Source organism: Kitasatospora sp. NPDC059088 (assembly GCF_042738155.1).
Taxonomy (GTDB): domain Bacteria; phylum Actinomycetota; class Actinomycetes; order Streptomycetales; family Streptomycetaceae; genus Kitasatospora.
This window is the reverse complement of the sequence record NZ_JBHYGR010000044.1, coordinates 1-26,714: the sequence shown is the minus strand read 5'-3', so window position 1 is coordinate 26,714 and position 26,714 is coordinate 1. Positions and strand designations below refer to the sequence as shown.

The 26,714-nt window shown below is 72.6% G+C and carries 27 protein-coding genes and 2 pseudogenes; 14 read left to right on the top strand and 15 right to left on the bottom strand.

Features of this window, described 5'->3' with window-relative positions:
* Window positions 1–74: 74 nt before the first annotated feature.
* Entirely contained in the window at window positions 75–2,885 is a 2,811-nt protein-coding gene (locus tag ACFWXO_RS20980; RefSeq protein WP_380525319.1) for a BTAD domain-containing putative transcriptional regulator, read from the top strand.
* 62 nt (window positions 2,886–2,947) lie between these two features.
* Window positions 2,948–3,703 carry a DUF6193 family natural product biosynthesis protein gene (locus ACFWXO_RS20975; RefSeq protein WP_380525317.1) on the top strand — a complete coding sequence of 252 codons (756 nt, stop codon included), beginning with the start codon at window positions 2,948–2,950 and terminating at the stop codon, window positions 3,701–3,703.
* Window positions 3,704–3,723: 20 nt separating this feature from the next.
* Here ACFWXO_RS20975 and ACFWXO_RS20970 read toward each other — a convergent pair whose 3' ends face one another.
* Window positions 3,724–4,134: a hypothetical protein gene (locus ACFWXO_RS20970; RefSeq protein ID WP_380525316.1), complete on the bottom strand. Its 411-nt coding sequence runs from the start codon at window positions 4,132–4,134 to the stop codon at window positions 3,724–3,726.
* 135 nt (window positions 4,135–4,269) lie between these two features.
* A complete protein-coding gene (locus tag ACFWXO_RS20965; protein WP_375895775.1) occupies window positions 4,270–4,641 on the bottom strand; it encodes a peptidoglycan-binding protein in 372 nt (123 codons plus the stop codon).
* A 542-nt stretch (window positions 4,642–5,183) separates the two neighbouring features.
* Between ACFWXO_RS20965 and ACFWXO_RS20960 the strand changes: the two genes are divergently transcribed.
* Entirely contained in the window at window positions 5,184–6,071 is an 888-nt protein-coding gene (locus ACFWXO_RS20960) for a PIG-L family deacetylase (protein WP_380525315.1), read from the top strand.
* Window positions 6,072–6,117: 46 nt separating this feature from the next.
* Here ACFWXO_RS20960 and ACFWXO_RS20955 read toward each other — a convergent pair whose 3' ends face one another.
* From ACFWXO_RS20955 to ACFWXO_RS20930, 6 genes and pseudogenes are all read right to left on the bottom strand, one after another.
* On the bottom strand, window positions 6,118–7,416 hold the full coding sequence (locus ACFWXO_RS20955) for a cation:proton antiporter (RefSeq protein WP_380525314.1): 1,299 nt from the start codon (window positions 7,414–7,416) through the stop codon (window positions 6,118–6,120).
* A 225-nt stretch (window positions 7,417–7,641) separates the two neighbouring features.
* On the bottom strand, window positions 7,642–8,004 hold the full coding sequence (locus ACFWXO_RS20950; protein WP_380525313.1) for a hypothetical protein: 363 nt from the start codon (window positions 8,002–8,004) through the stop codon (window positions 7,642–7,644).
* Window positions 8,005–8,065: 61 nt separating this feature from the next.
* A pseudogene (locus ACFWXO_RS20945) lies at window positions 8,066–9,270 on the bottom strand (RNA-guided endonuclease InsQ/TnpB family protein).
* A 344-nt stretch (window positions 9,271–9,614) separates the two neighbouring features.
* Window positions 9,615–10,073 carry a MarR family winged helix-turn-helix transcriptional regulator gene (locus tag ACFWXO_RS20940; RefSeq protein ID WP_380525312.1) on the bottom strand — a complete coding sequence of 153 codons (459 nt, stop codon included), beginning with the start codon at window positions 10,071–10,073 and terminating at the stop codon, window positions 9,615–9,617.
* Window positions 10,066–10,833, bottom strand: coding sequence for an alpha/beta fold hydrolase (locus ACFWXO_RS20935; protein ID WP_380525311.1), 768 nt, complete (start codon window positions 10,831–10,833; stop codon window positions 10,066–10,068). The genes ACFWXO_RS20940 and ACFWXO_RS20935 overlap by 8 nt, the downstream gene beginning before the upstream one ends.
* Before the next feature lie 83 nt (window positions 10,834–10,916).
* A complete protein-coding gene (locus tag ACFWXO_RS20930) occupies window positions 10,917–11,573 on the bottom strand; it encodes a TetR/AcrR family transcriptional regulator (protein ID WP_380525309.1) in 657 nt (218 codons plus the stop codon).
* 160 nt (window positions 11,574–11,733) lie between these two features.
* On the opposite strand from ACFWXO_RS20930, the gene ACFWXO_RS20925 reads away from it, so the two are divergent.
* The 4 genes from ACFWXO_RS20925 to ACFWXO_RS20910 all read left to right on the top strand — a co-directional run bounded on the left by ACFWXO_RS20925 (window position 11,734) and on the right by ACFWXO_RS20910 (window position 15,736).
* Complete coding sequence (locus ACFWXO_RS20925) at window positions 11,734–12,330, top strand: SRPBCC family protein (RefSeq protein WP_380525308.1); 597 nt, start codon at window positions 11,734–11,736, stop codon at window positions 12,328–12,330.
* 152 nt (window positions 12,331–12,482) lie between these two features.
* A complete protein-coding gene (locus tag ACFWXO_RS20920) occupies window positions 12,483–13,925 on the top strand; it encodes a uracil-xanthine permease family protein (protein WP_380525307.1) in 1,443 nt (480 codons plus the stop codon).
* A gap of 123 nt (window positions 13,926–14,048) precedes the next feature.
* Window positions 14,049–14,792, top strand: a complete 744-nt coding sequence (locus tag ACFWXO_RS20915; protein WP_380525306.1) for a heparin lyase I family protein — start codon at window positions 14,049–14,051, stop codon at window positions 14,790–14,792.
* A gap of 167 nt (window positions 14,793–14,959) precedes the next feature.
* Complete coding sequence (locus ACFWXO_RS20910; RefSeq protein WP_380525305.1) at window positions 14,960–15,736, top strand: SAM-dependent methyltransferase; 777 nt, start codon at window positions 14,960–14,962, stop codon at window positions 15,734–15,736.
* Window positions 15,737–15,845: 109 nt separating this feature from the next.
* Here the strand turns inward: ACFWXO_RS20910 and ACFWXO_RS20905 are convergent, their stop codons facing one another.
* The 6 genes and pseudogenes from ACFWXO_RS20905 to ACFWXO_RS20880 form a co-directional block, all read right to left on the bottom strand.
* Window positions 15,846–17,042 carry an MFS transporter gene (locus ACFWXO_RS20905; protein WP_380525304.1) on the bottom strand — a complete coding sequence of 399 codons (1,197 nt, stop codon included), beginning with the start codon at window positions 17,040–17,042 and terminating at the stop codon, window positions 15,846–15,848.
* A 162-nt stretch (window positions 17,043–17,204) separates the two neighbouring features.
* A complete protein-coding gene (locus ACFWXO_RS20900; RefSeq protein ID WP_380525362.1) occupies window positions 17,205–18,161 on the bottom strand; it encodes an RNA-guided endonuclease InsQ/TnpB family protein in 957 nt (318 codons plus the stop codon).
* Between the two features lie 115 nt (window positions 18,162–18,276).
* Window positions 18,277–18,510: pseudogene (locus ACFWXO_RS20895) on the bottom strand (IS607 family transposase); the annotation flags it as partial.
* A gap of 72 nt (window positions 18,511–18,582) precedes the next feature.
* Window positions 18,583–18,795 carry a DUF397 domain-containing protein gene (locus ACFWXO_RS20890; protein WP_380525303.1) on the bottom strand — a complete coding sequence of 71 codons (213 nt, stop codon included), beginning with the start codon at window positions 18,793–18,795 and terminating at the stop codon, window positions 18,583–18,585.
* Between the two features lie 10 nt (window positions 18,796–18,805).
* Window positions 18,806–19,021, bottom strand: a complete 216-nt coding sequence (locus ACFWXO_RS20885) for a DUF397 domain-containing protein (RefSeq protein WP_380525302.1) — start codon at window positions 19,019–19,021, stop codon at window positions 18,806–18,808.
* Window positions 19,018–19,845, bottom strand: a complete 828-nt coding sequence (locus ACFWXO_RS20880) for a helix-turn-helix domain-containing protein (RefSeq protein ID WP_380525301.1) — start codon at window positions 19,843–19,845, stop codon at window positions 19,018–19,020. The genes ACFWXO_RS20885 and ACFWXO_RS20880 overlap by 4 nt, the downstream gene beginning before the upstream one ends.
* A gap of 127 nt (window positions 19,846–19,972) precedes the next feature.
* On the opposite strand from ACFWXO_RS20880, the gene ACFWXO_RS20875 reads away from it, so the two are divergent.
* The gene (locus ACFWXO_RS20875) at window positions 19,973–20,197 is read left to right on the top strand and encodes a hypothetical protein (protein WP_380525300.1); all 225 of its coding nucleotides are present in this window, start codon (window positions 19,973–19,975) and stop codon (window positions 20,195–20,197) included.
* 31 nt (window positions 20,198–20,228) lie between these two features.
* The gene (locus tag ACFWXO_RS20870; RefSeq protein WP_380525298.1) at window positions 20,229–20,735 is read left to right on the top strand and encodes an NUDIX domain-containing protein; all 507 of its coding nucleotides are present in this window, start codon (window positions 20,229–20,231) and stop codon (window positions 20,733–20,735) included.
* Window positions 20,736–20,777: 42 nt separating this feature from the next.
* Here ACFWXO_RS20870 and ACFWXO_RS20865 read toward each other — a convergent pair whose 3' ends face one another.
* The gene (locus ACFWXO_RS20865) at window positions 20,778–20,945 is read right to left on the bottom strand and encodes a hypothetical protein (RefSeq protein ID WP_380525296.1); all 168 of its coding nucleotides are present in this window, start codon (window positions 20,943–20,945) and stop codon (window positions 20,778–20,780) included.
* A 486-nt stretch (window positions 20,946–21,431) separates the two neighbouring features.
* Here ACFWXO_RS20865 and ACFWXO_RS20860 point away from each other — a divergent pair, with 486 nt between their 5' ends.
* The 5 genes from ACFWXO_RS20860 to ACFWXO_RS20840 all read left to right on the top strand — a co-directional run bounded on the left by ACFWXO_RS20860 (window position 21,432) and on the right by ACFWXO_RS20840 (window position 26,583).
* Window positions 21,432–22,754, top strand: a complete 1,323-nt coding sequence (locus ACFWXO_RS20860; protein ID WP_380525295.1) for an RNA-guided endonuclease InsQ/TnpB family protein — start codon at window positions 21,432–21,434, stop codon at window positions 22,752–22,754.
* Complete coding sequence (locus ACFWXO_RS20855) at window positions 22,699–23,118, top strand: hypothetical protein (protein ID WP_380525294.1); 420 nt, start codon at window positions 22,699–22,701, stop codon at window positions 23,116–23,118. Before ACFWXO_RS20860 ends, ACFWXO_RS20855 begins: the two co-directional genes overlap by 56 nt.
* 143 nt (window positions 23,119–23,261) lie before the next feature.
* On the top strand, window positions 23,262–24,224 hold the full coding sequence (locus tag ACFWXO_RS20850; protein WP_380525293.1) for a quinone oxidoreductase family protein: 963 nt from the start codon (window positions 23,262–23,264) through the stop codon (window positions 24,222–24,224).
* A gap of 32 nt (window positions 24,225–24,256) precedes the next feature.
* Window positions 24,257–24,856, top strand: coding sequence for a TetR/AcrR family transcriptional regulator (locus ACFWXO_RS20845; RefSeq protein ID WP_380525292.1), 600 nt, complete (start codon window positions 24,257–24,259; stop codon window positions 24,854–24,856).
* Between the two features lie 338 nt (window positions 24,857–25,194).
* Window positions 25,195–26,583, top strand: coding sequence for an MFS transporter (locus ACFWXO_RS20840; RefSeq protein ID WP_380525291.1), 1,389 nt, complete (start codon window positions 25,195–25,197; stop codon window positions 26,581–26,583).
* The last annotated feature ends 131 nt before the right edge of the window (window positions 26,584–26,714 follow it).

Genomic DNA, 26,714 nt, shown 5'->3' with positions numbered 1-26,714 from the left:
TGCTCCGGACAGGGGGCACCGTGTGTTATCGACAGATCCCTTACTGTCATATGCTTGTTATATTTGCTGGTCAGGTGGGGGCGTTGGTGGACTTCCGGTTGTTGGGCTCGGTGGCCGTGGTGACCGCGGACGGGCGGGAGCTCGCCCTCGGCTCGCCCAAACGCCGCAGCCTGCTGGCCACGCTGGCGCTGAACCCCGGCGCGCCGGTCGGCATCGACCGGCTGACCGAGGCCCTCTGGGAGGAGGAGCCGCCCCGGCACGCCCGCACCGTCATCCACAACCACGTCTCCGGGCTGCGCGCGGTCCTGGCCGAGCACCGGGCCCCCGAGGCCGGGGTCGAGCTGGCCACCGACGGCAGCGGTGGCAGCGGCGGCTACCTGCTGCGGGTGCCCGAGGCGGCGGTGGACGCCCGGCGCTTCGAACGGCTCGTCCAGGAGGCCGGCGCCGCCCGTGAGCCCGACCGGGCGGTGACGGCCCTGCGGGAGGCGCTCGCGCTGTGGCGCGGACCCGCGCTCGCCGGCACCGAGCCCAGCCTGCCGCTGCAGTGCGCCGCCCGGGCGCTGGAGGAGCTGCGGCTGTCCGCCGTGGAGGAGCTGGCCCGCGCCCACGGGCGGCTCGGCGACCACGGCGCGGCCGCGGGCGTCCTGGCCGCCGAGGCCGCGCTCAATCCGCTGCGGGAGTCGCTGGTCGCCGCGCTGGTGACGGCTCTCGGCCGGGCCGGACGGCGCCCGGAGGCGCTGGAGTGGTTCCACCGCGCCCGCCGCACCCTGGCCGAGCAGCTGGGCATCGACCCCGGGGCGGAGCTCGCCGAGGCCCACGAGCTGGTGCTGCTCGGCGACGTGGCACCGGGGCCCGCGACGGCATCCGGGCCCGCGACGACGCCTGCCCCCGCCCCCGCGCCGGTCCCCGCCCCCGCCGCCGTGCCGGCGGAGCCCGTCCCCGCGCCGTGGCCCTTCCCCCGGCGGCCCCGGGGGTTCTCCGGGCGCGAGGACGAGCTGGCCGCGCTCGACCGGGCCGCCCGCGCCCCCGGCGCCATCACCGTCGTCACCGGCGGGGCCGGGGTCGGCAAGACCGCCCTCGCCGTGCACTGGGCGCACCGGCGCCAGGCCGACTTCCCCGACGGGCGGCTGTTCGTCGACCTGTGCGGGCACAGTCCGCTGCCCGAACGCGCCACCGGCGCGGTGCTGCGCGAACTGCTGCTCGCCCTCGGCCTGCCCGCGGAGCAGATGCCCTCCTCCCCCGAGGCGCTGGCCGCCCGCTACCGGGAGCTGACCGCCGGGCGCCGGATGCTCATCGTGCTCGACAACGCCCGCCGCTCCGAGCAGGTCCGCCCGCTGCTGCCCGACGGGGACGGCTGCGTCACCCTGGTGACCAGCCGCGACCGGCTCGGCGGGCTGGTCGCCTCGGACGCCGCCCGGCCCGTCCCGCTGGCCGAACTGTCCGCCCCGCAGTCCGTCAGCCTGCTCGCCACCACCCTGGGCCCCGACCTGGGCCCCGACCTGGTCGGCGCCGAGCCCGAGGCCGCCGCCCGGCTCGCCCGGCTGTGCGACGGGCTGCCGCTCGCCCTGCGCCTGGCCGCCGCCCGCCTCGCCACCTGCCCGCACCAGGGGCTTGCCGCGCTCGCCGACGAACTCGCCGACGAGCAGGGCCGGTTGGGGCTGCTGGAGGTGGAGGACACCAGTGTCGCCGCCGCCCTGGCGCTGACCGTCCAGCACCTGTCCGCCCCCGCCCGCCGGCTGTTCCGCCGCCTGGGCACCCACACCGGCACCACCCTCGACAGCCGCACCGCCGCCGCCCTCGCCGACGTCGAACTGCCCCACGTCGCGGGCGCGTTGGGGCAGCTGGCCACCGCCCACCTGGTGGTCGAGATCGACCGGGACGCCTACACCCTGCACGACCTGGTGCGCCTCTACGCCCGCAGCCTGCGCACCCCGCCCGAGGAGGACGACTCCGACACCCTGCCCCGGCTCCTCGACCACCTGCTGAACACCCTGCTCGCCGCGAGCGCCGCCGCCGAGCCCGGCAGCGAACCGTGCTGCGAGCTGCCCGCCGGGGCCCGGCGGCCCGTCGAGGTGCGCCCCTTCCCCGACCGGGCGAGCGCCCTGGCCTGGTACGCCGCCGAACGCGACACCCTGCGCGGCGCGGTCGAGGCGGCGGTCGGGGCCGGACTGCACGACCGGGCCTGGCGGCTGGTGCTGCTGCAGTGGCCGCTGATCGTGTGGCAGGTCCGGGACGGCTGGGTGCCGCTGCTCGAACACGGGCTCGCCGCCGCCGAGGCCGACCTCGACCCCGGTGCCCAGTCCCGGGCCCGGGCCCTGCTCGGCTGGGTGCTGCTGGAGGAGGGCCGGCCCGAGCAGGCCCTGGTCCACCTCGAACGGGCCCCCGGCCTGGCCGCCCTGGCCGGCGACCGCAGCGCCCAGGCCGTCGCCCTGGTCAACCTCGCCGCCGCGCTCGCCCGCTACGGCCGGCCCGGGTCCGGGAACGTCCCCGCCCGGGTGCGGGACCTGCTGGGCAGCGCCCTCGCCCTGGCCGAACAGGCCGGCCGCGCCGACCTCGTCGCCCTCGCCCGCCAGCACCTCGCCGACACCTGCCTGGCCGGTGGCGACCCCGAGGCGGCCGCCCACCACGCCGCCTGCGGCCTCGCCGTGGCCGAACCGCCCTTCCCGGCCGCCCGCCGGGTCGTCCTGCAGACCCTGTACGGCCGCGCCCTGGCCGCCAGCGGCCGCCGCGCGGAGGCCACCCGCCACCTCGACGCCGCCCTGCTCGCCGCCCGCGCCCACCAGTACGACGAGGGCGAGGCCGCCGCCCGGGCCGCCCTGCGGGCCCTGTCCGGCGGCGCGGGCGCGGCCCGCGGACACCACCCGAGGCCCGACCGGCGCTGCTGACGGCGGCGCAGCGGCCCGTGCCCGCCCTTCCGTTCACCGCGCGGCGGCGACAGAGTGCTGCCATGGACTGCGACCTCTACCCCGACGTGGCTGCCGCGGGCAGCCTGGCCGCGCTGCTGGAGCGGACGGCGGCCGGCCTCGGCATCGCCCTCGCGGTGACGCCCCGAGCACCGGGCTCGCTCACCGCGGCGCGCATCGCCTCCTCGACCCCCGGCCGCGAGCCGCTCTCCGTCTACATCGACGAAGCCCCGCGCCGGCGGTTCGGCATCGCGGGCCGCAGCGGGAGCAACCAGCTCATCGGCGGCGGGACGACCGACCTCGCGGCCGTCGTCCGGGCGGGCGTGGCCTGGGGAGCGGGCCGGAGCCTGCGGGAGATGGCGGCGGAACTGCCCTTCGAGTGCGCCGTGGAGTTCGCCGACGCCCTCGCCCAGGGGGCGGCCGCGGTGGTGGCCCTGCAGTGGCGGCACGTGCGGGAGCACGCGGCCCGGACCGAGGACTTCCCCGAGTTCACCGACCTCGTGGAAGCGGCCCACGCCGAACCGCGGCTGCGGCGGCTCTCCGTGTACCTCAGCCACTGGACGGTCGCGTTCAGCTCCTGCACCGACTTCCCGTTCCGCGACGAGGTGGCCGTCACCCCCTCGCCGAACGGCCCCTACTACGTCCGGGACAACCCGCTCTACAACTCGCCGGGCAAGGAGCCGCTGTCCCGCGTCCTCGCCGAAGCCCCCTCGGCCGCCGAGGCCGTCGCCCTGGCGGCGGGCCACCTGCCCGCCGACCTCGGCCCGGCCGTCCTGGGCCGCGGGCTCGACGACGACTGACCGCAGGACCCGGCCGGGCGTCAGCGGTAGACGCGGGCCGCCCGCCCGGGGGCGGCCAGGACGTCGGCGGCGAACAGGCCGAGGTCGAAGTCCTCGGCCTCGACGAACGGGGTCGGGTCGTCGGCCAGGCCGTACCACTCCGGCGGCACCGGGTAGCGCAACTCGACGGCCCGGCCGACGGTCAGCACGCACTGCGGCTCGGCGATCCGGTGGCGGACGGTGGTGGCGGCGTCGAGGAGCAGGTCCCGCTCCCCCACCCGGATCCGCAGCCCGTCCCCGGCCCGGTAGAACACCACCTGGGTGCCGCCGAGCCGGCCGTAGTGGCCGTGCGTCGGCTGCCCGGGGTCGGCGGTGCGGTCGGGACCGAGGCGTCCGGTCGCTGGGTCGAAGTCGGCGACCCGGCCGTAGGCGTCGAAGTCGGCGATCAGCACGGTGGACCATCTCCTTGACGGGGCCGGTGCTCGGACGGCGCCCGGGGGCGGGGCTCCGGATGCCCCGCCCCCGGGTTTGCCACGAGCTGTTCCTACCAGCTGTTCCTGCCAGCTGTTCCTGCCAGCTGTTCCTACCTAGATGGCCGTGCAGTTGGGGTAGGCGTCCTTGGAGCTCCACCAGTCCAGCTGGCCCCAGGTCTGCGGGCCGACCTGGCCGTCGACCTGGAGGTTCGGCATACAGTTCTGGAAGATGCGGACGCGGCGCAGGGTGTCGTCACCGAAGACCCCGTCGACGGTGGTCTTGCCGAAGACGTCGGGGTTGAGCGAGTAGTTGAGCTCGCACTGGAGCTCCCTGACGGCGTCGCCGGTGGCGCCGTACTTGAGCAGCGGCTCGGCGGTGCTCCAGTCGCCGCAGCGGGTGCCTGCGGCCTCGGCGGTGCCGGCGGTGGCGACGGTGCCGGCGAGGAGCAGACCGGTGGCGGCCAGCCCGATGATGATCTTGCGCATGGGTTCCCTCCCGTTGGCGTGCGCCCGTTCTCGCGGCGCAGCGTGTGCCTCGACCCTAGCCAGGACCGATGCCCCAATGGGGTATCCAATTGACCGCCGGATCTGTGGGCCATTCGGGCCGGACGGGCGGTCAGGACGGGCGTCAGGGCCGGTAGCCGGCGAGGGTGTGGCGCGGGTGCCGATCCTCGGGGTCGCTGCCGGGTGCACGGCCCCGTGCTGGTGCGCGCGGCGCCGGGCCCACCCGAGTACGGGTACTCGGGTGGGCCCGGGCGGATACCCGTTCGGGTAGTGCGGGCTACCCTGACGGGAGTCGGGGGCGGCCCCAGGGGACCGCCTCGGGGACGGCCTCAGCGGGCGGGGGTGCCCTCGGGTGAGGATGCGTCAACTGTTGTGAATTGCTTGTCCGAAGAACATTCATATCAGTTCGCGGCGAACGGCGCGGAACGGCGACGGCCACGGCGTCGGGCGAGGGCGGGCGGCCGGGTGTCGGAGCGGCCGGGCAGACTGGGGGTGGATCACCCGAACGAACCGAGGACGAGACCATGGCCGACCGGCCCCTAACCCTGATGGCAGTGCACGCCCACCCCGACGACGAGGCCACCGGCACCGGCGGCGTCCTCGCCCGCTACGCCGCCGAGGGCGTCCGCACCGTCCTGGTCACCTGCACCGACGGCGCCTGCGGCGACGGCCCCGGCGGCGTCAAGCCCGGCGAGGACGGGCACGACCCGGCCGCGGTCGCGGCGCTGCGCCGCAAGGAACTGGAGGCCAGCTGCCGGGTCCTGGGCGTCGAGCACCTCGAACTCCTGGAGTACGGCGACTCCGGGATGATGGGCTGGCCCGCCAACGACGCCCCCGGCTCGTTCTGGGGCACCCCGGTCGCCGAGGGCGCCGCCCGGCTGGCCGAACTGCTGCACCGCTACCGGCCGGACGTCGTCGTCACCTACGACGAGAACGGCTTCTACGGCCACCCCGACCACATCCAGGCCCACCGGATCACCATGGCCGCCCTGGAGCTGGTCCCGGACGTGACGTCCAAGGTGTACTGGACCACCGCGCCGCACTCGTCGATGAAGCGCTTCTTCGAGGCGATGCAGGAGTTCGGCACCGACTGGGACGAGCAGGCCGGCGAGGCCGCGGACACCGGGGACGCCGGGGAGGCCGCCGCCGGGGCCGGACGGGCCCCCGAGCCCGAGCTGCCCCCGATCGGGCTGCCCGACGAGGAGGTCACCACCTGGGTGGACACCCACGCCTTCGGCGGCCAGAAGTACGACGCGCTGGCCGCGCACGCCAGCCAGGGCGAGAACATCTTCTTCCTGCGGATGGGCAAGGAGCGCTTCACCGAGCTGATGGGCACGGAGACCTTCGTCCGGGTCCGCGACACCACCGGCGCCGCCCTGCCGGAGCAGGACCTCTTCGCCGGCCTGCGCTGACGCGGGCCCGGTCGCCCCCGGCCGGAGGGCGACCGGGCGCCCCGGGTCAGCCGCCCGGGGCGCCCGGGGCCGCCCGGGCCTCCAGGAGCGGGCGCGGCGCCGGTGCGCCGGCCCGGCCGGCGAGGCGGTGCACGAGGGGGTTGACCGGCAGGGTGGCCGCGAGGGCGGTCAGCAGCAGGACCGTGAACAGCCGCTCCCCGATGATGCCCAGGTCCCGCCCCAGCGTCAGGATGAGGACCTCGCCCAGGCCCTTGGTGTTCAGCAGCACCCCCACGGTGGCGGCCTCGCGGCGGGGCACTCCGGTGAGGCGGGCGCCGAGGACGGCCCCGGCGAACTTGCCGCCCCAGGCCACGGCCAGCAGCAGCGCGGCGGCGAGCAGGCCGGCGGCGTCGATGCCGTGCAGGTCCACGGACAGCCCGGTGAGGGCGAAGAAGACCGGGACGAGCAGGGCGCCGGCGTTGCGCAGCGGCAGCTGGACGGCCCGGCGCAGCTCCTCCCCCGCGTCCCGGGGCATGGCCAGGCCGAGGGCGAAGGCGCCGATCACCGCGTGCAGGCCGAGCCGGGAGGCGGTCCAGGCGCAGAGCAGGGCGGCGCCGGCGACGGCGAGCAGGACCAGCAGCGGCCGGTCGGTGACGGCGCGCCGGGCGGGGCCGAGCAGCAGGCGGCGCAGCAGCGGGCGGACCAGCAGGACCAGGGCGGCCGCGCAGCCGGCGATCCGGGCGAGGGCGGCCGGCAGGCCGCCGTGGTCGGGGCCGTGGGCGGCGGCGGCCACGGCGGCGACGGCGCACCACAGGAGGATCTCGGTGAGGGCGCCGCAGGCGGTGGCGAGCACGCCGGTGCCGTCGGCCTGGAGGCGGTTCTCCTCGACGATGCGGGCCAGGACGGACAGGGCGCTGGCGGACAGCGCGATGCCGAGGAAGACGGTGAACAGGGCCGGGGTGGCGGCCGGTCCGGCCAGGGCGGGGTGGCGGGCGAGCAGGGCGGCCGCGAGGACGGCGGCGAGGGCGAAGGGCAGGGCGAGGGAGGCGGTGGTGACGGCCAGCACGGTGCGGGCCCGGCCGGCCAGCCGGCGCAGGTCGAGCTCCCAGCCGGCGGCGAACATGAAGAGCACGATGCCGAGTTGGGCGAGGACGGCGAGGTGGGCGCGGGCGGCGGGCGGGAAGAGCCGTTCGGTGGGGTCGCCGGGCAGCAGGCCGAGCACGCCGTGGCCGAGGACGACCCCGACGGCGATCTCGCCGACCACGGCGGGCTGGCGCAGCCGGGTGCGCAGCGGGGTCAGGGCGACGCCGGTGAGCAGGACCACGGCGACGTCGGCCAGGACGGTCGTGGCGGAGGTGCTGTCCATCGTGGCGTTCCCCTGGTCGCACGTACACGGTCGTGCACGGTTCACCGCATTGTGTGCGGCAGGCGTGGGGGCGGGTGGGGTGCGGCGCGGGCGGGTCGGGGTGCGGCGCGGCGCCGTACGCCCCGGAACGCGTGCGCCCGCCCCGGCCCGTGGGAGCACGGGGCGGGGCGGGCGACAGGCCGAGGGGCGGGGGCGGGCCGGGCGTGAGGCGTCAGGCGTCAGGCGTCAGGCGGGGACGATGGCGAAGGCGCCGTTGCTGAGCGGGGTCTCGGTGTACTGGCCGCTGTTGATGGCCTGCGGCGAGTACCTGTCGAAGACCTGGCCGTTGACGGTGACGCCGGAGAAGTCCAGGCGGTCGAAGGACGGGTAGCTCTGGCTCGGGGACTCTATGACGGCCTCGGCGCTGACGTTCTGTCCGTCGAGCTGCTGGTCGGTGGTCTCGGTCCAGCCCTTGGTGGTGTCGGTGATCCGCAGCGTGTAGGTGGAGCCGCCGCTGTTGACCACGGAGGCGGTGAAGCTGTCGCCGGCGTCCACCGGGTCGTTGAAGTACTGCGGCGGGTCGACGTTGGCTGCAGGAGCAGCGAGCACGAGATCGCCGATGCGGGAAAGGGCCGTGACTCCTCCCCCAGCTGACGCCGGGGGCTTCTCGCTAACCCTTCCGAGCGTCGCGACGGACCAGCCCGGCCCGTAGAACATTGACGGCTCCCACCGTGTCAGCGTGCGCCTGGTAGCCGCACACGACGCAGTGGAAGGTGTCCTGGGTGGGCCGGTTCTCCGCCGCAACGTGCCCACACTGATCACGGGGGCAAGTGCGGGAGGTGTTGCGGGGGTCCACGGCGATCACCTCCCGTCCGGCGCTTTCAGCCTTGGCGTGCAGGATCGTCAGGAACACCCCCCAACCGGCATCCGAGATCGACCGATTGAGCCCGGCCTTCGCTCTGGCCCCGTTGGGCTGGAAGCTGCCTGGCCGGTCGGAGTCGGGCTTCGGCACGGGAGCCTTGACCATGTTGCGGATCTTGAGGTCTTCGTGCGCGATCAGGTCATGTTCACGGACCAGGACTAAGGCGGTCTTGTGGGCGTGATCGAGACGCTGGCGACGAACCTTGCGGTGCAGGTCGGCTAGGTGCCGGACGGCCTTCTTGCGGCGGTTGCCACGCCGCTTGCATCGTGACAGGGCCTGCTGCGCGGCTTCGAGTTTCGCGGCTGCCTTGGCCCTGTGGCGGGGGTTGGGGGCGAACTCACCGTTGGAGTCGGCGAGGAAGTTGGCTATGCCCATGTCGATGCCAACCACGGAGCCGGTCGCGGGCAGCGGCTCCGGTTCACCCTGTTCGGCAGTCAGCACCACGTACCAGCGCCTGCCCTCACGCTTGACCGAGAGGGTCTTGACATTCCCCATCACCAGCCGGTGCCGATTGACTTTGACGTGTCCAACACCTTGGAACCGGACACGGGTGACCGGATCATGTGGTGTGGAATCCCAGCGGCAGCCGTCCCCGTCCCTGGGGAAGTCCACCGTGTCGAACCAGTTCACCCCACGAAAGCGCGGATAGCCCGGCGTCTCACCGGACTTGACCCGGCGGAAAATGCGGCAAACGCCTTGTCCAACCTGCGCAACGTGGCCTGCTGCGAGGAAAACGACCAGCGGCCCTGACGCTCCGGATCGAACGCCCGGATCTCCTTGAGCTGCGCCGACTGATCGCCGTACCGGATCGTGGTCTTCGACCCGTGCCCGAAGGCGTCACGCCGTTCCTGCAACGCGCCATTGTAAAGCGAACAATGATCCCCCAACATCTGAGCAAGCGCTTGCTGCTGACCCATGGTCGGCCGCATGAGGAACTTATACGCACGGATCACCCGGCCAACCCCCTTTCGGTCAACGCGATCACCATAATGCGCCCCACTGACACTGATAGTCGCAACTGGGTCTCCGGTGGTCGTGGCTCTGCCACTGACTGACGCTCTGCTGGGCTGTCCAACGCCAGGAATACGGTGCTTCGCGCATACCCATGCGAGATCAGGTGATGGACCGCTTCGGGGCCCGGACCCGGTTCCAGACGGGCATCCAGGCGGCACGGGCGAAGCTGCTGTGACGTCCCGTCGGCATCTCCTGCGAGCGGAGCGTGCTGTCGGTCGAGGCCGTGGTGCCGGTCGGCGCCGTGGCGCCGGTCGGGGTCGTGGTGTCAGTCGGGGTCGTGGTGTCAGTCGAGGCCGAGGCGCTTGTTGAGGGCCTCACCCGAGGGCAAGGGGTCGATGAACCGGTGCAGGAAGGCGAGCATCGCGTCGGTGTCCAGGCCCTCGGCGGCGGCGTCCATCCCGGCGTATAGAGACTCCTCGATCTCGGCGACGGCGGTGGCCAGGCGCACGCCCTCGGGGGTGAGGCTGAGCTGGAGGTAGCGGCGGTCCGCCTCGTCGGGGCGGCGCTCGACCAGCCCGGCCGCGACGACGCGCTCGACCAGGCGGCTGGGGTTGGTGCCGCTCTCGCACACCAGCAACTGCCCGAGCCCGTTGAGGCTCAAGGTGCCGTGCTGCTGGAGCAGGCGCAGCACCTCGGCCTGCGACGGGGTGATGCCGTGGGGCTTGAGAGCCTGGATCAGCAGCCGGTTGCCCTCGCGCTGGGCCGCCAGGATCGCGAACCGCAGGTGTTCGGCCTTACGCACCGGCGTCCTTCCGGGTGGTGGGGTCGATGGTCGGCAGGGTGTCGAGGAAGTCCTCGACCGCAGCAGCGTAGGTGGCCGGGTGGGAGAAGCGGAACATGTGACCGGTGCGCGGCAGCACGACCTCCCGGGCGTCGGGGATGCCCGCGAGCATGACCTTGGCGGCGTCCTCGCCGATCAGCACGTCGTGCGAGGGGCTCAGAAGCAGGGTCGGGACCTGGACCCGGCCGAGCACGCCCACGTAGTCGGCGGTGAGGACGGCCCGCAGTCGGGCGCCGAAGGAGCCGGCCGGGGTGTTGACGAGGAACAGCTCACGGCTGCGCGCCTCGCTCCAGGGCACCTGCCCCTCGCCGTCGAACGGGGAGGCGAGCCGGTGGGCGTGGGCGCGCAGCGTCAGCTGCCGGTACAGCGGGCCGCGGGCCGAGCCGATCGCCCGCATCAGGGCCTTCCACGCCGTGGAGTCGACCGGGTTGGCCGCGAATCCGCCGGACAGGACCAGGGCGCGCAGGCCGCGCGGGCGGCGGGTCGCGAGCGCGAGGGCAATGTTCGCGCCGAAGGAGTCGCCGACCAGCACGTAGTCGTCCAGGTCCGCGACCGCGTTCTCGACGTGGTCGGCGTAGCGCTCGATGTCGTCGACGACCTCGGGCAGGCGCAGCGTCCGCCGGGGCGCCTCACCGTAGGGGGCGAGCTGCTCGGCGCTCCACGGAGCGCCGGAGAAGCAGGGGACGAAGACAAGGGTCGGGGTTTTCGCTGTAGTGCTCATACCGAAGACGGTACACGATATATGTCACGACACATGTGTGACATATGTAATACGGATCACATTCAAGGGCCGGCGGCAGGCGCTCAGGCGAGCAGGTCGTCGAGTTCGGCGGCGTAGAGCAGGGCCGGGTCGAAGCCCATCCCGGCGAAGTGGCCGGCCAGCTCCAGGGACAGCACGCCGTGCAGGCGGGTCCACAGGCTCAGGAAGCGGTGCAGCGCTTCGGGCGGGGCGGGGTGGCCGGAGGCCCAGTCGCGGTGGTCGGCGAGGTGGTCGGCGAGCACGGCGGGGGGCGACCCCCGCCCGGCGGGGGCGGCGGCGCAGGCGTCCAGCAGGACCGTCATGATCTCGCCGGAGATCGCGGTGGTGTCCTCGGGGGCGTGGTAGCCGGGCACGGGGGTGCCGTAGATCAGGAAGTAGCGCTGGGGGTCCGCGAGGGCCCACAGCCGCAGGGCGTGGGCCAGCGCGCGCAGGTCGGCGCCGCCCTCGGCGCCCACCCGCAGGGTGTCGGCGAGGCTGCGGTAGGCGTCGCGGACGAGTGCGGTGATCAGCTCGTCGCGGCCGGCGAAGTAGCGGTAGAGCGCGGGCCCGCTCAGGCCCATCCGCTTGGCGATGGCGTTGAGGGAGAGCGCGGAGGCCCCGGCCGCGGCGATCTGCTCCCGGGCGTGCCGCTTGACCTCCTCGCGCACCTGGGCGCGGTAGCGCTCCCTGGGGGTCGCGGTGTCCGCCTCCGCCTTCGCCATGCTCCGCCGCCTTCCGTGCCGGTGGGCTACATCCTCACGTTTTGGTTAGAGGTTATCACTGGCCCTGTTGACCCCGGCCGGACTCAGGAGTTACAACTTCTAACGAACGACAGAACACCTAACGGATCCACCAGACCTCCGTCGACCCAAGGGGACCGCCATGTCCGGCATCCGCACCGCCCTGTCCGCCGCCCTGTCCGCCGCCGCCCTCGCCGCCGCCCTCGCCGCCACCGTGCTCGGCACCGCCGCCGTGCCGGCCCAGGCCGCCACCGCCGCTTCCCCCGCCGCCCGGGTCCGCTACCGCACCGAGGCCGTGATCCACGCGCCGCTGTCCACCGTCTGGCGGCTGCAGACCGACGTCGCCCGCTGGCCGTCCTGGCAGCACGCCGTGTCGGGCGCCGAGCGCCTGGACCGCGGTCCGCTGCGGGCCGGCTCGGCGTTCCACTGGACCACCCCGCTGCCGCCCAACCCCGCCACCACCGCCCCCGCCCTGGACATCACCTCCACCGTCCGGCAGCTGCGCCCCGGCGCCTGCATCCGCTGGACCGGCCCCGCCGTCGCCGAGGGCCTGCACATCGACGGCGTGCACGTGTGGACCTTCACCCCGGTGCGCGGCGGCGTCCTGGTGCGCACCGAGGAGACCCACACCGGGCCGCAGGTCGACGCGGACGTCCCGGCCGCCACCGCGATCCTGCGTCAGGGCCTGGACGCCTGGCTGGGCGACCTGGCGAACGCCGCCGTCGACGCCCGGGGCTGACGCCCCGTCGCACTCCCCCGGCCCCGGCCCCACCCCCGCCGCCCGCGTGCGAGTGCGCAGGTCAGGAGCGGGGCCGGTGGCGCGATCCGGGGCCGGGACGCACCAGAATGGTGCGGACACCCCCCGGAAGTTGACAGAAAGCGAACCCCCACATGGATCTCGGCGTGCGCTGGAAGCTGCACGGTGACGGGCGGACGCCCGCACCGGGAGCGGTCGTCCGCCCCGACGAACGGCTCTCCTGGCCCCGTACGGCAGGGCTCGGCGCCCAGCACGTGGTCGCCATGTTCGGGGCGAGCTTCGTCGCCCCGGTGCTGATGGGGCTCGACCCCAACCTGGCGATCATGATGTCCGGCGTCTCGACCGTGATCTTCCTGCTGGCCACCCGCGGCCGGGTGCCCAGCTACCTCGGCTGCTCGCTGTCCTTCGTCGGGGTCGCCGCGGTGATCCGGGCGCAGGGCGGCACCAGCGCGACGGTGACCGGCGCGGTGCTCGTGGTGGGCGTGGTGCTGTTCCTGGTGGGCCTGGCGGTGCAGTACTTCGGGGCGCGGATCATCCACGCGACGATGCCGCCGATCGTCACCGGCGCCGTCGTCATGCTGATCGGCTTCAACCTCGCCCCGGTCACCGCCTCCACGTACTGGCCGCAGGACCAGTGGACGGCGCTGCTGGTGATGCTGTTCACCGGGCTCGCGGTGGTGTGCCTGCGCGGCTTCTGGTCGCGGGTGGCGATCTTCCTCGGGCTGGTCTTCGGGTACGGGATCTCCTGGGTCTTCGACCGGGTCTTCGGCAGGATCCACTCGGTGGGCCCGGGCGGGCAGCTGACCGACCACTGGCGCCTGGACCTCTCCGGCGTCGGCAAGGCGGACTGGATCGGCCTGCCCGCCTTCCACGGCCCCTCCTTCCAGTGGTCCGCCGTCCTGGTCGCGCTGCCCGTGGTGATCGCGCTGGTCGCCGAGAACGCCGGGCACGTCAAGGCGGTCGGCGAGATGACGGGCGAGAACCTGGACGACAAGCTGGGCACCGCGATCTCTGCGGACGGCATCGGCTCGGTGCTCTCCACCGCGCTCGGCGGCCCGCCCAACACCACCTACTCCGAGAACATCGGCGTCATGGCCGCCACCCGGGTCTACTCCACCGCCGCCTACTGGGCCGCGGCCGGCTTCGCCCTGCTGTTCGGCGTCTGCCCGAAGTTCGGCGCCGTCGTGGCGGCCATTCCGGGCGGGGTGCTCGGCGGCATCACCGTCATCCTGTACGGCATGATCGGGCTGCTCGGCGCCCAGATCTGGATCAAGTCCGGGGTCGACCTGCGCAACCCGCTGAACCTGGTGCCGGCCGCGGCGGGCATCATCATCGGCATCGGCAACGTGACCCTCAAGTTCAGCGACACGTTCAGCCTCAGCGGCATCGCACTGGGCACCCTGGTCGTCATCACCGGCTACCACGCGCTGCGGGCGCTGGCCCCCGCGCACCTCAAGACCCAGGAGCCGCTGCTGGACGAGGGCACCTCCTCGTACGACGCGCCGCCGCCCGGAAGCTCCGGGGGCGAGGGGGACTCCCGGGGCTCCGGGGGCGCAGGGCAGCGGCCCACGCCGTAGGCAGAATTGACCCGGACATGACCTAAAAGTACTTCCGCCGGTCGTTCCGCCTGGTCGGCCGGGCCGTCGGGTGGTCGAATCGCAGCCAGCGATTTCGACCACCCGATTTCCGTTGGGAGCGTCATGTCCCCCCTGTCCCGTCACCGCCGGCTCGCCGTCGGGGCCCTGGCCCTGGCCACCTGCGCGGTCTCCTGCGGCTCGGCCGCCGCCGACAGCCCCGCCGCCCCCCCCGCGGCGGCGGGCAAGGTCCTGTGGACCCCGAGCACCAAGACCGGCCCCTCCTCCTTCCCCGGCGTGCAGTGCGCCGCCCCGAGCACCTTCGGCGTCGTCAAGGACCCCGCCAAGGGCGACGTGTGGCGGGCCTTCCAGGCCGCGAACCAGGAACGCTGCGAGACGGTCGGCCCGGACCTCAGGAGCGGCGACACCTTCTACCTGGGCTGGTCCTCCACGGTGGACATCAAGGACGACCAGAGCCGGTACGTGTTCCAGCTCAAGTGCTCGCCCAGCGAGGGCACCGCCAACCACCCGATCGAGATCGACATCACCAACAGCCGGGTGCGGCTCCAGGAATGGGACACCGAGCACGTGGCGCACCCGCTGTGGACGGCGCCGGTGAACAACGGCGAGTGGCACGCGTACGCGCTCAAGATCCACCTGGGCCGCACCGACGGGACGATCGACTTCTGGTTCGACGGCAAGAAGCAGACGTTCAGCACCGGCGCGGGCACCTTCAAGGGCACCACCTGGGACGGCGACCGCAACTACCTCAAATGGGGCTCCTACCACCAGAACCCGGGCGCCGCGACGAACACCTTCACCAGCCCGGTGATGGCCACCACCCTGGCCCTGGCCACCGCCGGCTCGTAGGCACGCCCACGGCCCCGGACCTGGCCCCGGACCCGGACCCGGACCCGGACCGCAACGGATGCGGGCGATCGCCGCAGCCGTCCCGTCGGCCCGCCCGCCGCCCGCGCGGGCGGGCCCGTTCCCGGTAGCGTCGCGACGACCGTGGGGGACGAAAGGGGCAGGCGGACATGGCGCAGGAACAGGGTGACGTACGGGTGGTGCGGACCGAGGACGAACTGCTGGAGCTGCTCGACGGGCTGTTCGCGCAGGCCCCGCGGGAACGGGCGCCGCGACACGCCGACCGGAGCCGGCCGGTGCCGGCCCTCAGCGGGAAGCCGGACGAGAGCCTGGCGGACCTGCTGGACCGCGGGGTGATCGGGGCGTCCCCGGGTGGACGCGGACTCGACCTCGGCTGCGGCAACGGCCGCAACACCCTCCACCTGCGGATGCACGGTTTCGCCATGGACGGGCTGGACCGCGACCAGCGGGCCCTGGACCAGGCGCGCAGCCGCCAGGAGCAGTTCGAGTACCACCTCGGCTTCGACCTGGGAGTGCGCTTCCACCACGGGGACGCCTTCGGGCCGGTGGCGGCCGCCCTGACCGGTCCGTACGACCTGGTCTACGACTCGGGCCTCTTCCAGCACCTGCCGCCGCACCGGCGGCCCGGCTACCTCGCGCTGCTGGCGCGGCTGACGGCGCCCGGCGGACACCTGGGACTGGTCTGCTGCGCGCCGGACGGCGACGGGGCGGGGACGCGGACCCCGGACGCGCAGCTGTACCGGGACGGCGCCCCGCACGGCGCCCCGGCCTACACCGCCGACGAACTGCGCCGGATCTTCGTCGAGGGGCCGTTGGGCCTCCAGGAGGTGGAGCTGCGGCGGATGCGCGACGAATCGGCGCCGGAGGCGAGCCGGTTCGGCCGGCCCGGCCTGTGGGCGGCACTGTTCCGGCGGCCCGAGCGATGAAGCGCCCGGCCCGCCCGACCCCGGCGCCGGCGGCGAACCGCCCGCCGAGGGTCCGGCACGGTCCCTGACGGAGCCGAGCCGAGCGCGGGCGCCCCGCCGCCGGGAGGCGTCAGCGGATCCGGGCCACCCGGGCCGCCGCCACGGCCACCAGCAGGCCCAGGCCGACGCAGGCCGCGCAGACCAGGAACATCGTCCGGTACCCGGTGGCCTCGGCGACCAGCCCGAGCGAGCCGCTGCCCGCGGCGAGGCCCACGGTGAAGCAGGCCCCGAAGGTCGACAGCGCCGTGGCACGCCCGCGTTCGTCGACCGAGCGCACCACGAACAGCCCCAGCACCGGGTAGATCTGCCACATGCCGATCCCGGTGAGCACCCCGCCGACCACGCCCAGGACGAGGCCGTTCGACAGCCCGATGAGCGCGACCCCCAGGGCCTCGACGAGGAACAGGGCGGCGAGCGCCACCGGTCGCGTGGCCTCCCAGCGGATCCAGGTGCTCGCCACCCGCAGCAGCACCACGGTCAGCGAGTAGGCGGTGACCACGGCCGCTCCCCCGGCGACCCCGAGGGCGTCGAACTTGGCGACCGCGAAGCCGGAGACGGCCGCGAAGCCGAACGCGGTGAACACCAGCGCCACACTGGACAGCACCGTACCCAGCAGCGCCCGACCCCGCTCGATGCCGCCCGCCCCCTCCTTCGCCTTCGGCGGCACCCGCACCTCCGGCACGGCCAGGGCTATGGGGATGACGAGCAGGGCCAGCAGCCCGGCGATCACGAACGTGGCCGTCGTGCCCACCAGGTGCTCCACCAGCGTGCCCAGCGGGGCGCCCAGGCCGATGGCCACGTAGATGACGGTGCCGGCCAGCCCCAGCGCCCAGCTCTGCCGGTCCTTGGCGACGAGTTGGACGGGCCAGACCCCGGTCGCGGCCAGCATCACGCCCATGCCGATGCCCACCAGCATGCGCAGGCCCACGAGTTGGGCGATCGACCCGGCGAGCGGGTAGGCGATGGTGGCGAGCGTGGTCACGATCGCGCCGCCGACGGTCAGGACCCGGGCACCGAGGCGGTTCATCAGCACGCCCGACACCGGGCGCGCCAGCAGGGCCGTCAGCGCGTAACCGCCGACGACGGCGCCGACCTCGGCGGGCCCGCCGTGGAGTCGTCCGGTGACGTGGCCGGGCAGGATCGGGATGGTCAGGGCGAACGGCATGTAGCCGATGCCGCTGGCCAGCGAGATTAGCAGGGCATGCCGGACGGATCTCTTGTCGGTGGTCTCGGTCGCAGGCTGCTGCGACAGCTGATCGGTCTGCACGCGCACAGGTTTCACTCCCGTTGATTGATCCTCAGCGATTCTCACACTGAGTCTCTTCCTGCTTCACCGACCTCCGCCAACTCCGGAGAGTAAGGTCTTACGTGGTCTCCACGAGGCGTTTTTCCTCTCCGGACAACTCCCCGGCGAGGGTTCTCAAGTCAGTCAGAAGTTCGGGTCGGCGAGCATCGCCGCGAGGAGGTTGCCTGCCGCGTTGTCGTCCCGGTCGTGGTGGACACCACACCCGGGACAGACCCATACGCGGTCCGAGAGGACCAGGCCCTGATTGATCCGCTTGCAGTCTCCGCAGGTCTTGGAGGAGGGGAAGCAGCGGTCGGCTGTCCAGATGCGGGAGCCGTACCAGTCGGCCTTGTACTCCAACTGCCGGACGAACTCCCCGAACCCGGCGTCACTGATGGCGCGGGACAGCCTGCGGTTCTTGACCATGCCCTTGACGTGCAGGGTCTCCACGGCGATGGCCGACTTGGTTCTCGTCAGCTCGGTAGTGGTCTTGTGCAGAAAGTCTTTACGCCGGTCGGCGACCCGCAGGTGGATTCGGCTCACGCGTCGGTGTGCCTTACCCCGGTTCTTCGATCCCTCCTTGGACTTGGACAGCTTCCGGTTCGCTTTCCTGAGAGCACGCAGAGCCGCCTTGAGTGGCTTGGGGGCGTCGATCTCCCTGCGGGTGCCATCGCTGTCGCGGATGACCGCGAAGGTCTTCGATCCGAGGTCGATGCCACACGCGGGAGCGTCGTGGCTGACCTGGCGGCGCTTGTTGACGCCATCACGGTCCACCTCGATCTGCAAGGAGACCCACCACCGTCCGGCCTGTTCGCGGACGGTCGCGCCGAGTATGCGCGCCTCGCCGGTAGCCATTCGGCTGGTGAGCCAGGACATGTCCTCACAGGTGGTCACGTCCCCGATGGCGGGCAGCCGCACGGTATTCGAGTCCAGGGGTTTGGCACGGTCGGCGTCGTAGCGGAACCGCGAACCGTCCTTGCGCTTGCGCCAGCCCGGGAAGCCCACCTTCGCGCCCTTGCGCTTGCCTTGTTTGGACTTGAGGTAGTTGGAGAATCCGGCCGCCCGGACCCGGCACGCTTCTTTCGGGATGCGGGAGGACAGCCCCTGCGGCCTACCGTGGAGTTCTCCACCACTCGGGACAGCCCGCAGTGCCGCCCCATCGACACGGCCTGGTCCGAATCGGGCGCGAGCTCGAACCTGACTCCCTGCTTGTGGGTCACTCGGTACTCTCCGCAGCCGCAGTCAACGCCCTCTCCGCTCGGTCGCGGGCGACGCGGCGACCGTACAGGCGCGCGCAGAACGAGGTGAGGACGTCCGTCATGTCCCACACCTGATAGTCATCCACCTCATCGTCGCCCACAACACGCACGGTATGGCCCTGCGCTGACAGCGCCGGTTCAATGTGCCCCACCCCGAAACAGGCCGGCCGGTAGCGGTGCTCCACCACGATCACGGGTTGACGAACGCCCTCACCGGTTGGTGACGGCCCGGACCGCAGGGGGTGCGGTCCGGGCCTACCGTTTCAGACGCTCCCGAACTCCCCGCTGCGAACGGCGGCAACGAAGGACTTCCACGCCTCGGACGGGAAGACCAGGGCCGGGCCCTGAGGGTCCTTGGAGTCGCGGACGGGAGCCAGCCCGGGAAAGTTCGGAGCCACCTCGACGCAGGTTCCGCCGTTGTTGCTGTAGGAGGACTTGAACCACCGGGCATCGGACAGATCAAGGCGGTCGGACATGGCATTCCTCTCAGATCTCGCCGAACTCGCCACTGCGCACGGCAGTAACGAACGACTTCCACGCCTCTGCCGGAAAGACCAGAGCCGGGCCGCTGGGATCCTTGGAGTCACGAACAGGCATCACCCCTGGAAAACCTGGCGCAACCTCCACGCAGTTGCCCCCGTTGTTGCTGAAACCGGACCTTCGCCATCTGGCGTCGGTCAGGTCGAGAGTGGGGCCGGTCATTCAAGGTCCTTCCGAACGGCACGGATCACATCGAGCGAAGGCATCTTGGGCAATGACTCCACCTGGAGTTGATCGTAGTCACCGTCCCAGGCTTCCACCGCCCTGTGCCCCCGCTCCACGATCCCACGTGCCTGGGACTCGGCATAGCCGACGACCGAGCGGTCGCGAAGGGTCAACAGGACTATCGGCATCGTGAACGGGACGTGCTCCCCGAGGGAGAAAGGGGCCACCTGCAGCGTGATGTGCGGAAGCTCGGCCAAACCCTCAAGGTGCAGAAGTTGCTGGAGCATGACATCACGCCCTCCCACTGACCGAAGCAGACAGCTCTCATCCATGACGGCATGCACCACTGGCGGCGGGTCGCGACGAAGCACCAGCTGACGCCCCATCAGGAAGTCGACTCGCTCCTTCGCCTGGGACTTGGTGATGCTGCCACGAAGGACGGCCGCACGAGCCAGGGCCGACGCGTACGCCTCAGTCTGAAAGAGGCCCGGCATGACGTTCAACTCAAAGGTGCGGATCTTTCGGCACCTCGCTTCGGCCTCGACGTACTCGTCGAATCCTTCCAGCAGGCTGGCGTTCGAGATTCGCCGCCACAGCTCGACGAACACTCCACCCGTCTCGAACACCTGGTCGGCCGCAACCGCAAATTTACGTGTTACAGGCTTCTTCGCTCCTTCGATGTACGAGATCAGCCCATGGCTGTAGCCCATGCGCCTGCCAAGCGCACTCTGAGACCAGCCCCTTGCGCGCCGCTGCCTGCGGAGTTCATTCCCGAAGCGCACGGCAGGAGACAACGACTGATCGTCTTCATCGATCCCCACGATCTTCCTCGTCTTGTCACTCGGCAGAACTGTGAAGGTTGAAGCCTGGCGATCGTAGAGGACGGAACGCCATCATGGCTACACCCGGTGATTCGCCGGATGCGCAGTGCAACCTCCGGAGACCCCCATGCCTTCTCCCCCCTTCCAACTCCACGAAGTGGTGCGTGACTTCAGCAATCCGAAGGAGCCTCACGAAGGGGTCTTCGTGGAGGTGCTGTTCGGCAAGGCCGTCCTTCGTCCCCTCGGGGCGACCGGGCCGGAGTGGAAGGTCGACCCGTCCTTCCTCCACTCCCTCACCCCCCGGGAGACCGCGCCGGGGACCTGCGGGAAGCCGCGTCGTCGGCCGCTGTAACACCATCGAACTCCCCACACCTGGAGCAGAATTGAGCAGGATCCTCCTCAAGCACCGCCCGCCCGCGCGGCGTTCGGGCCACCATGTCTTCGTCCTCACCGAGGACCCCGACGGGTCGGGCGAGCCCCTCGTCCTCCTCGCCGATCCCGTCCACCAGGACGGCTTCACGCTGCCCGGCGGCAGCGCCGAGCAGGACGAGCTCCCCCACCTCGCCGCCCGCCGGCACCTCGACACCCAGACCGGGCTCGTCCTGGGCCTGCGCACCGTCCTGACCATCGACTACGTGCCCGCCGCCGAGTTCCCCGAGGGCCTCGACTTCGTCTACGCGGGCGGCACGGTCACGCCCCAGCAGGCCCAGGCCGTCCGCCGCCACGAGCCGCCGGGCGACATCCGCGGCCTCCACTGGGTGCCGCAGTCCAGGCTGCGCGAGGTCATGGCCGACGACCAGTACCGCCGCGTCGACGACGCCTGGGACGCCTGGGACCACGGCGCCTGCCTCCCCCTCCTCATCCGGGGCGTCCCGGTCCCGGTGAGCTGATCGGCACCCGCCGCACCGCGCCGCGCGGTCCGGGCCCGCGGCTCACGGTGACTTCTGACGTGCCGCCGCGGACTGGCTCCGCTGGAAACGGGACCACGCCGCGGCGATCCACAGCAGCGAGACCCACCACGCCATCCCCACCACCGCGATCACACCGGTGCCGACCATCCCGAGGAGCGCCCACCACCCGGTCCCGTCGACCAGCAGCACGAGGAAGCCGACTATTGCGAACGGCGTGGACCCCAGCAGCGCCGCGAGGCCGTAACGCGGTTTGGCGTCCGTTCCCCCACCACCACCGACAAGGCGTGGCCAACAGTGTCCCCACGGCCCGGCAGCGGGTCCTGAGTACGGGTACTCAGCTTCACTCCACCGTGCGGCGTGCGCTTCCCTCCCCTACGGTGCACCAGACCAGGACACGATGAGGGTGGGCAGGGCGGTGAGGTCCAGCGGCGGCAGGGCCCCGAGTCGTAGGCCCACCCCGACCAGTCGTAGATCCAGGCCGGTTCGGCGCCGTTCCGGTTCATCGGGGACCTCCGTGCATACCCCAGGCTTTGGCCGGGGGTGGGGTACCTCCCGCTTACGGGGGAGAAACGGACTGCCTGCGGAGCAGGTCAGGTGGCGGTGTTTCGCTGTCAGGGCGGACCGCTGTGCGGGTGGCCGCATCTGGTTGTCAGTGCCTGTCGGTAGGTTGATTTCGTGCATCTCAGGTACTCCTATCGCATCTATCCGACGAAGGGTCAGCGGCAATCGCTGGCCCGGACGTTCGGATGTGCGCGGGTGGTGTACAACGATGCGCTCGCCCTGCGGAAAGCCGCGTGGAAGGCGGACGGGTCGAGGATCCCGACCGGTGCCCTGGCCAAGTCGGTGATCACCGAGGCGAAGAGGACGGATGCCCGGTCGTGGCTGGGGTCGGTGTCGGTGGACGCGTTGCAGTCGTCCCTGCGCGATCTGGATACCGCGTACCGCAACTTCTTCGACTCGGTGTCCGGCAGGCGGGCCGGTCGCCCGGTCGGGCTGCCAGTGTTCAAGTCGAAGCGCGATGCCCGGCAGTCGCTGCGGTTCTCCCGCAACGGGTTCCGGCTGCGGGGCAACGGGAAGCTGAACCTGGCGAAGATCGGTGACGTGCGGGTGAAGTGGTCGAGGGCGCTGCCCGCCGACCCGTCGTCCGTGACGGTCGTCCTGGATGCGGCTGGCCGGTACCACGCCAGTTTCGTGGTGGACGTCGAACCCGAGCACCTGCCCGAGGTCGATGCCGAGGTCGGCATCGACCTCGGGCTGACCACCTACGCCGTCCTCTCCGACGGCAGCGTAATCGACAACCCGCGCTTCCTCCGCAAGGCGGAGAGGAAACTCAAGGCCGCGCAGCGGGCGCTGTCCCGCAAGGCGAAGGGGTCGAAGAACCGGGCCAAGGCCCGCCGCAAGGTCGCCAGGGCCCATGCCAAGGTGACCGACACCCGCATGGACTGGCTGCACAAGCAGACCACCAGGATCATCCGCGAGACCCAAGCGGTGCACCTGGAGGACCTGAACGTGCGCGGCCTCGCCCGGGGCCGTCTGGCCAAGTCCGTCCACGACGCCGGATGGGCCGCCTTCCGGCGCCTGCTCGAAGAGAAAGCGGCCCGGTACGGGCGGCACGTCGGGATCGTGCCCCGCACGTTCCCGTCCTCCCAGCTCTGCTCGGAGTGCGGACACCGCGACGGACCCAAGCCACTCGCGGTGCGCGAGTGGGTCTGCGGTGCGTGCGGTGTGCTGCATGACCGTGACCTCAACGCTGCTGTCAACATCCTGGCCGCCGGGCAGGCGGACAGGCAAAACGCCTGCGGAGGACCGGTAAGCCCCGGCGTGGCGATCCCACGCCGGGCACGGTCTGTTGAAACAGGAACCCACCGGAACACCAGCGGACCGGGGCGCAGGTCCCGTGCCGCAGGCGCGGCCGGAATCCCCGCGCTTCAGCGCGGGGAGGATGTCAACAACGACAACGTCATCGACCTGCCCCCCAGAGGCAGCCCGCCCAGTTGAGCTGGCGCCTCCCGGATCCAGGACCCCGACGCGTTCGGGCGCACCGCCGCCCGGCACCGACACACTCTTCTGCACCACGAACTGCCCGGCCAGGGGCAAGGTCTTCGCCAAGCCCGGCACCATCATCGGCTTCGGCTGGCTCAACCAGCAGTTCGCCATCAACGCCCAGAGCTACGCGGGCTACCTCCAGGCGGACGACGGCCACCTCTACACCTTCTTCGTCGGCGTCAACGGCGCGGCCGTCCCGAACATCCAGGGCTTCTTCGACGTCAACGACGACGTCGACCAGATCGCCGTCCTCCTCCAGCAGGAGGCCTGCAAGCAGGACCGCGCCGCCGGCCCGCACCGCCCGACCTCCTCCTGAACTCCGCTGCCCCGCCCGGCCGGTGGTACCGGCCGGGCGGCACCACTGAGTTCCCAGTTTCTGGACTTGTGGGTCCATTTTCGGGCGCCTACCGTGCTGGACGTCCCCTCCCGGGACGAACCCGCACAGGAAGGTGTCACCCCATGCACGCGATCCGCATCCAGGAGCACGGCGGCCCCGAGGTCATGCGCTGGACCGAGCTGCCCGACCCGGTGCCCGGCCCCGGCGAGGTGCTGGTGCGCCTGGGCGCGGCCGGGGTCAACTACCTGGACGTCGGGGCCCGTTCGCAGGGCACCGGGGGCTGGGCGGCCCCCGTCGTGCTGGGGGCCGAGGGCATGGGGTACGTCAGCGCGCTCGGGGCGGGGGTGACGGACCTGGCGGTCGGCGACCGGGTGGCCTGGTTCTACCACCCGGGCAGCTACGCCGAGTTGCTCGCGATCCCGGCCGCCGCCCTGGTGAAGGTGCCCGAGGGCGTCGACGACGCGACGGCGGCCGGCCTGCTGATGCAGGGCCTGACCGCCAACCACCTGAGCACCGAGACCTACCCGGTCGGCCCGGGCGACACCGCCGTGGTGCACGCCGCGGCCGGCGGGGTGGGCCTGCTGCTCACCCAGCTGGTCAAGGCCCGCGGCGGCCGGGTGATCGGGCTGGTGTCCCGCGCGGAGAAGGCCGCCGCGGCCGAGGAGGCCGGCGCCGACCACGTGCTGGTCCACTCCGGCGCCGGATTCCAGGAGCGGGTACGGGAGTTGACCGGCGGCCGCGGGGCCGACGTCGTCTACGACGGCGGCGGCGCCGACACCTTCGCCTCGTCCCAGCTGGCCCTGCGCCCGCACGGCGTGCACGCCTACTACGGGCCCTTCATGGGCGTGCCCACCCTGCGGCCCACCGACCTGCCCGACAGCATCCTGCTGACCTACCCGGTGGTGCACCACCACGTCCCCACCCGCGAGGCCCTGGTGCGGCGCAGCGCCGAGGTGTTCGACCTGGTGCGGGCGGGGCGGCTGACCCAGCGGATCACCGGCCGCTACCCGCTGGCCGAGGCGGCCCGGGCGCACGCGGACCTGGAGTCCCGGCGGACGACCGGCAAGCTGGTGCTGGTGCCCTGAGCGGGAAGGGCGTGGACTCCGGGAGGTACGAGGTGGCACTGACCCGCAAGGGCGTGGCGACCAGGGCGCGCATCGTCGAGGGCGCGGCCGGGCTGATCCGCGAGGAGGGGGTGTTCGCGCTGCGGCTGGAGGACGTGATGGCCCGCACGGCGACGAGCAAGAGCCAGTTGTTCCACTACTTCCCGGACGGGAAGGACGGGTTGCTGCTGGCCGTGGCCCGCCACGAGGCGGCGCGGGTGCTGGAGGACCAGCAGCCGGAGCTGGGATCGCTGGACGACTGGGCGGCGTGGCAGCGCTGGCGGGACAAGGTGGTGGCCCGCTACCGCGCCCAGGGGGTGAACTGCCCGCTGCACACGGCGCTGTCGCAGCTGGGCTCGACCACGCAGGCGGCGCGGGCGGTGGCGGCCCGGCTGCTGGAGCAGTGGCAGGAGCAGCTCGCGGCGGGGATCCGCCGGCTCCAGGAGGGCGGCGCGGTCACGGCGGAGCTGGACGCCGGCCGGGAGGCGGCGGCGCTGCTGGCCGGGATCCAGGGCGGGGTGCTGATCCTGCTGACCACGGGGTCCGTCGTCCATCTGGAGGCGGCGCTGGACGTGGGCCTGGAGCGGCTGCGCGGGTCCCGTCCGGGGGCCTGAAAGTGGCAGGTCCCACACCGTTGGGCGCCGAAAGTGACGAGGGTCACCCGTGGCGGTCCGCCGGGCGGGCGGAGGGCGGCAGGGCCCGTGAGGACTGGGCGGGGCGTAAACCGGCACGGGCGAAGGGCCTGTCCGCTTCGGGACCTTGGGCACGAATCCGGCCGACCTTCGCCCCGGTGGTTCACCCTCCGTACCCGGGCAACCGTGGACGGTCGCCCGGTGTGATCGGGCGATGGCGTCGTCCACGGTGGGCGGCGTCGTTCCCCGCCGTCTACCCGGCGCACGGTGACGCGTGCAGAGCACGTGGCCGCCGTACGTCCCGGAGGACCCGCAGACCCATGTCCCAAACGATCGACAACGCCCCGTACACCGCCTTCCACCGCAGGCTGGCCCTGGCCTGTTCCGGTGGGCCGCTGCTCGACGGCTACATCCTGAGCATCGTCGGTGTCGCCCTGATCGGGATGCGCCCCGAGCTGGGACTGTCCACCGCCGAGGTCAGCCTGATCGGCGCCGCCGCCCTGGTGGGCATGTTCGTCGGCGGCGCCGTGTTCGGCGTGCTGACCGACAAGATCGGCCGGGAGGTGATGTACACCGCCGACCTGCTGGTGATGGTCGCCTGCTCGGTGCTCTCGTTCTGGGTCGACTCGGTGTGGGCGATCACCGTGCTGCGCTTCGTGCTCGGCATGGCGGTGGCCGCCGACTACCCGATCGCCACCTCCCTGCTGGCCGAGTGGCTGCCCGCCAAGCACCGCGGGCGGCTGCTCGGCCAGCAGATCGTCGCCTGGTACGCCGGCTCGGTGCTCGCCTACGTGGTGGGCTACCTGTTCCTGGAGCTGGCCGGGCCGGGCAGCTGGCGGTGGATGCTGGCCAGCTCCACCGTGCTGTGCGTGGTCTTCCTGGTGATCCGCCGCGGCTCGCCGGAGTCGCCGCGCTGGCTGGCCGCCAACGGGCGGGTCGGCGAGGCGGTGCGCGTGGTCGAGAAGCACCTGGGGGTGCGGGTCGACGGCCGCGAGCTGATGCCCGACCCGGCCGGGCGCGCCCGCGCCGCCGGCGGGCTGCGGCTGCTGATGACCCCGCCCTACCGGCGCCGCACCCTGTTCTGCGGCCTGTTCTTCCTGTGCCAGGTCGGCCCGCTGTTCGCGATGCTCACCTTCGGCCCGCAGATCCTCTCCTCCTTCGGCATGCCCGGCGGCACCGTGACGGAGACCCTGGGCACCGGGCTGATCAGCCTGGTCTTCCTGCTGGGCTGCTACCCGGCGCTGCGCCTGATCGACACCAAGGGCCGGCGCCCCGTCATCGTCTGGTCCTTCGCGCTGATGACCGTGCCGCTGGCGCTGCTGGGGGTGTGGCCCACCGCCCCGGCGGCCGTGGCGCTGACCGCGCTGTGCGCGTACGCCTTCCTGTGCGGGGGGCCGAACGTGCTGGACTGGACCTACCCCAACGAGCTGTTCCCGACCGAGGTCCGGGCCACCGCCGTGGGCATGGCCACCTCGGTCAGCCGGATCGGCGCCGCGGTGGGCACCTACCTGCTGCCGCTGTCGCTGACCGGCCTGGGCACCGGCCCGACCATGCTGATCGCCGCCGGGGTGACGGCGCTGGGCCTGCTGGTGTGCGTGCTGTGGGCGGAGGAGACCCGCGGCACCGCGCTGGGCGCCTCCCCGGCCGCGCCGGGTACGGACCGGACGCCGGGCGTCCCGGCGCAGCGGGTGGCGCAGACGGTGCGCTGACGGCTCGCCGACCGGCAGGCCGGGGCGCCCGCGGGGGGCCCCCGGGGGGCCGCCCGCCGCGCCCCCCACTGCGGGGGGGGCGGGGGCGGGCCGCGCGCGGGTGTTAAACATCTCGAGCGGCGCGCGCCACA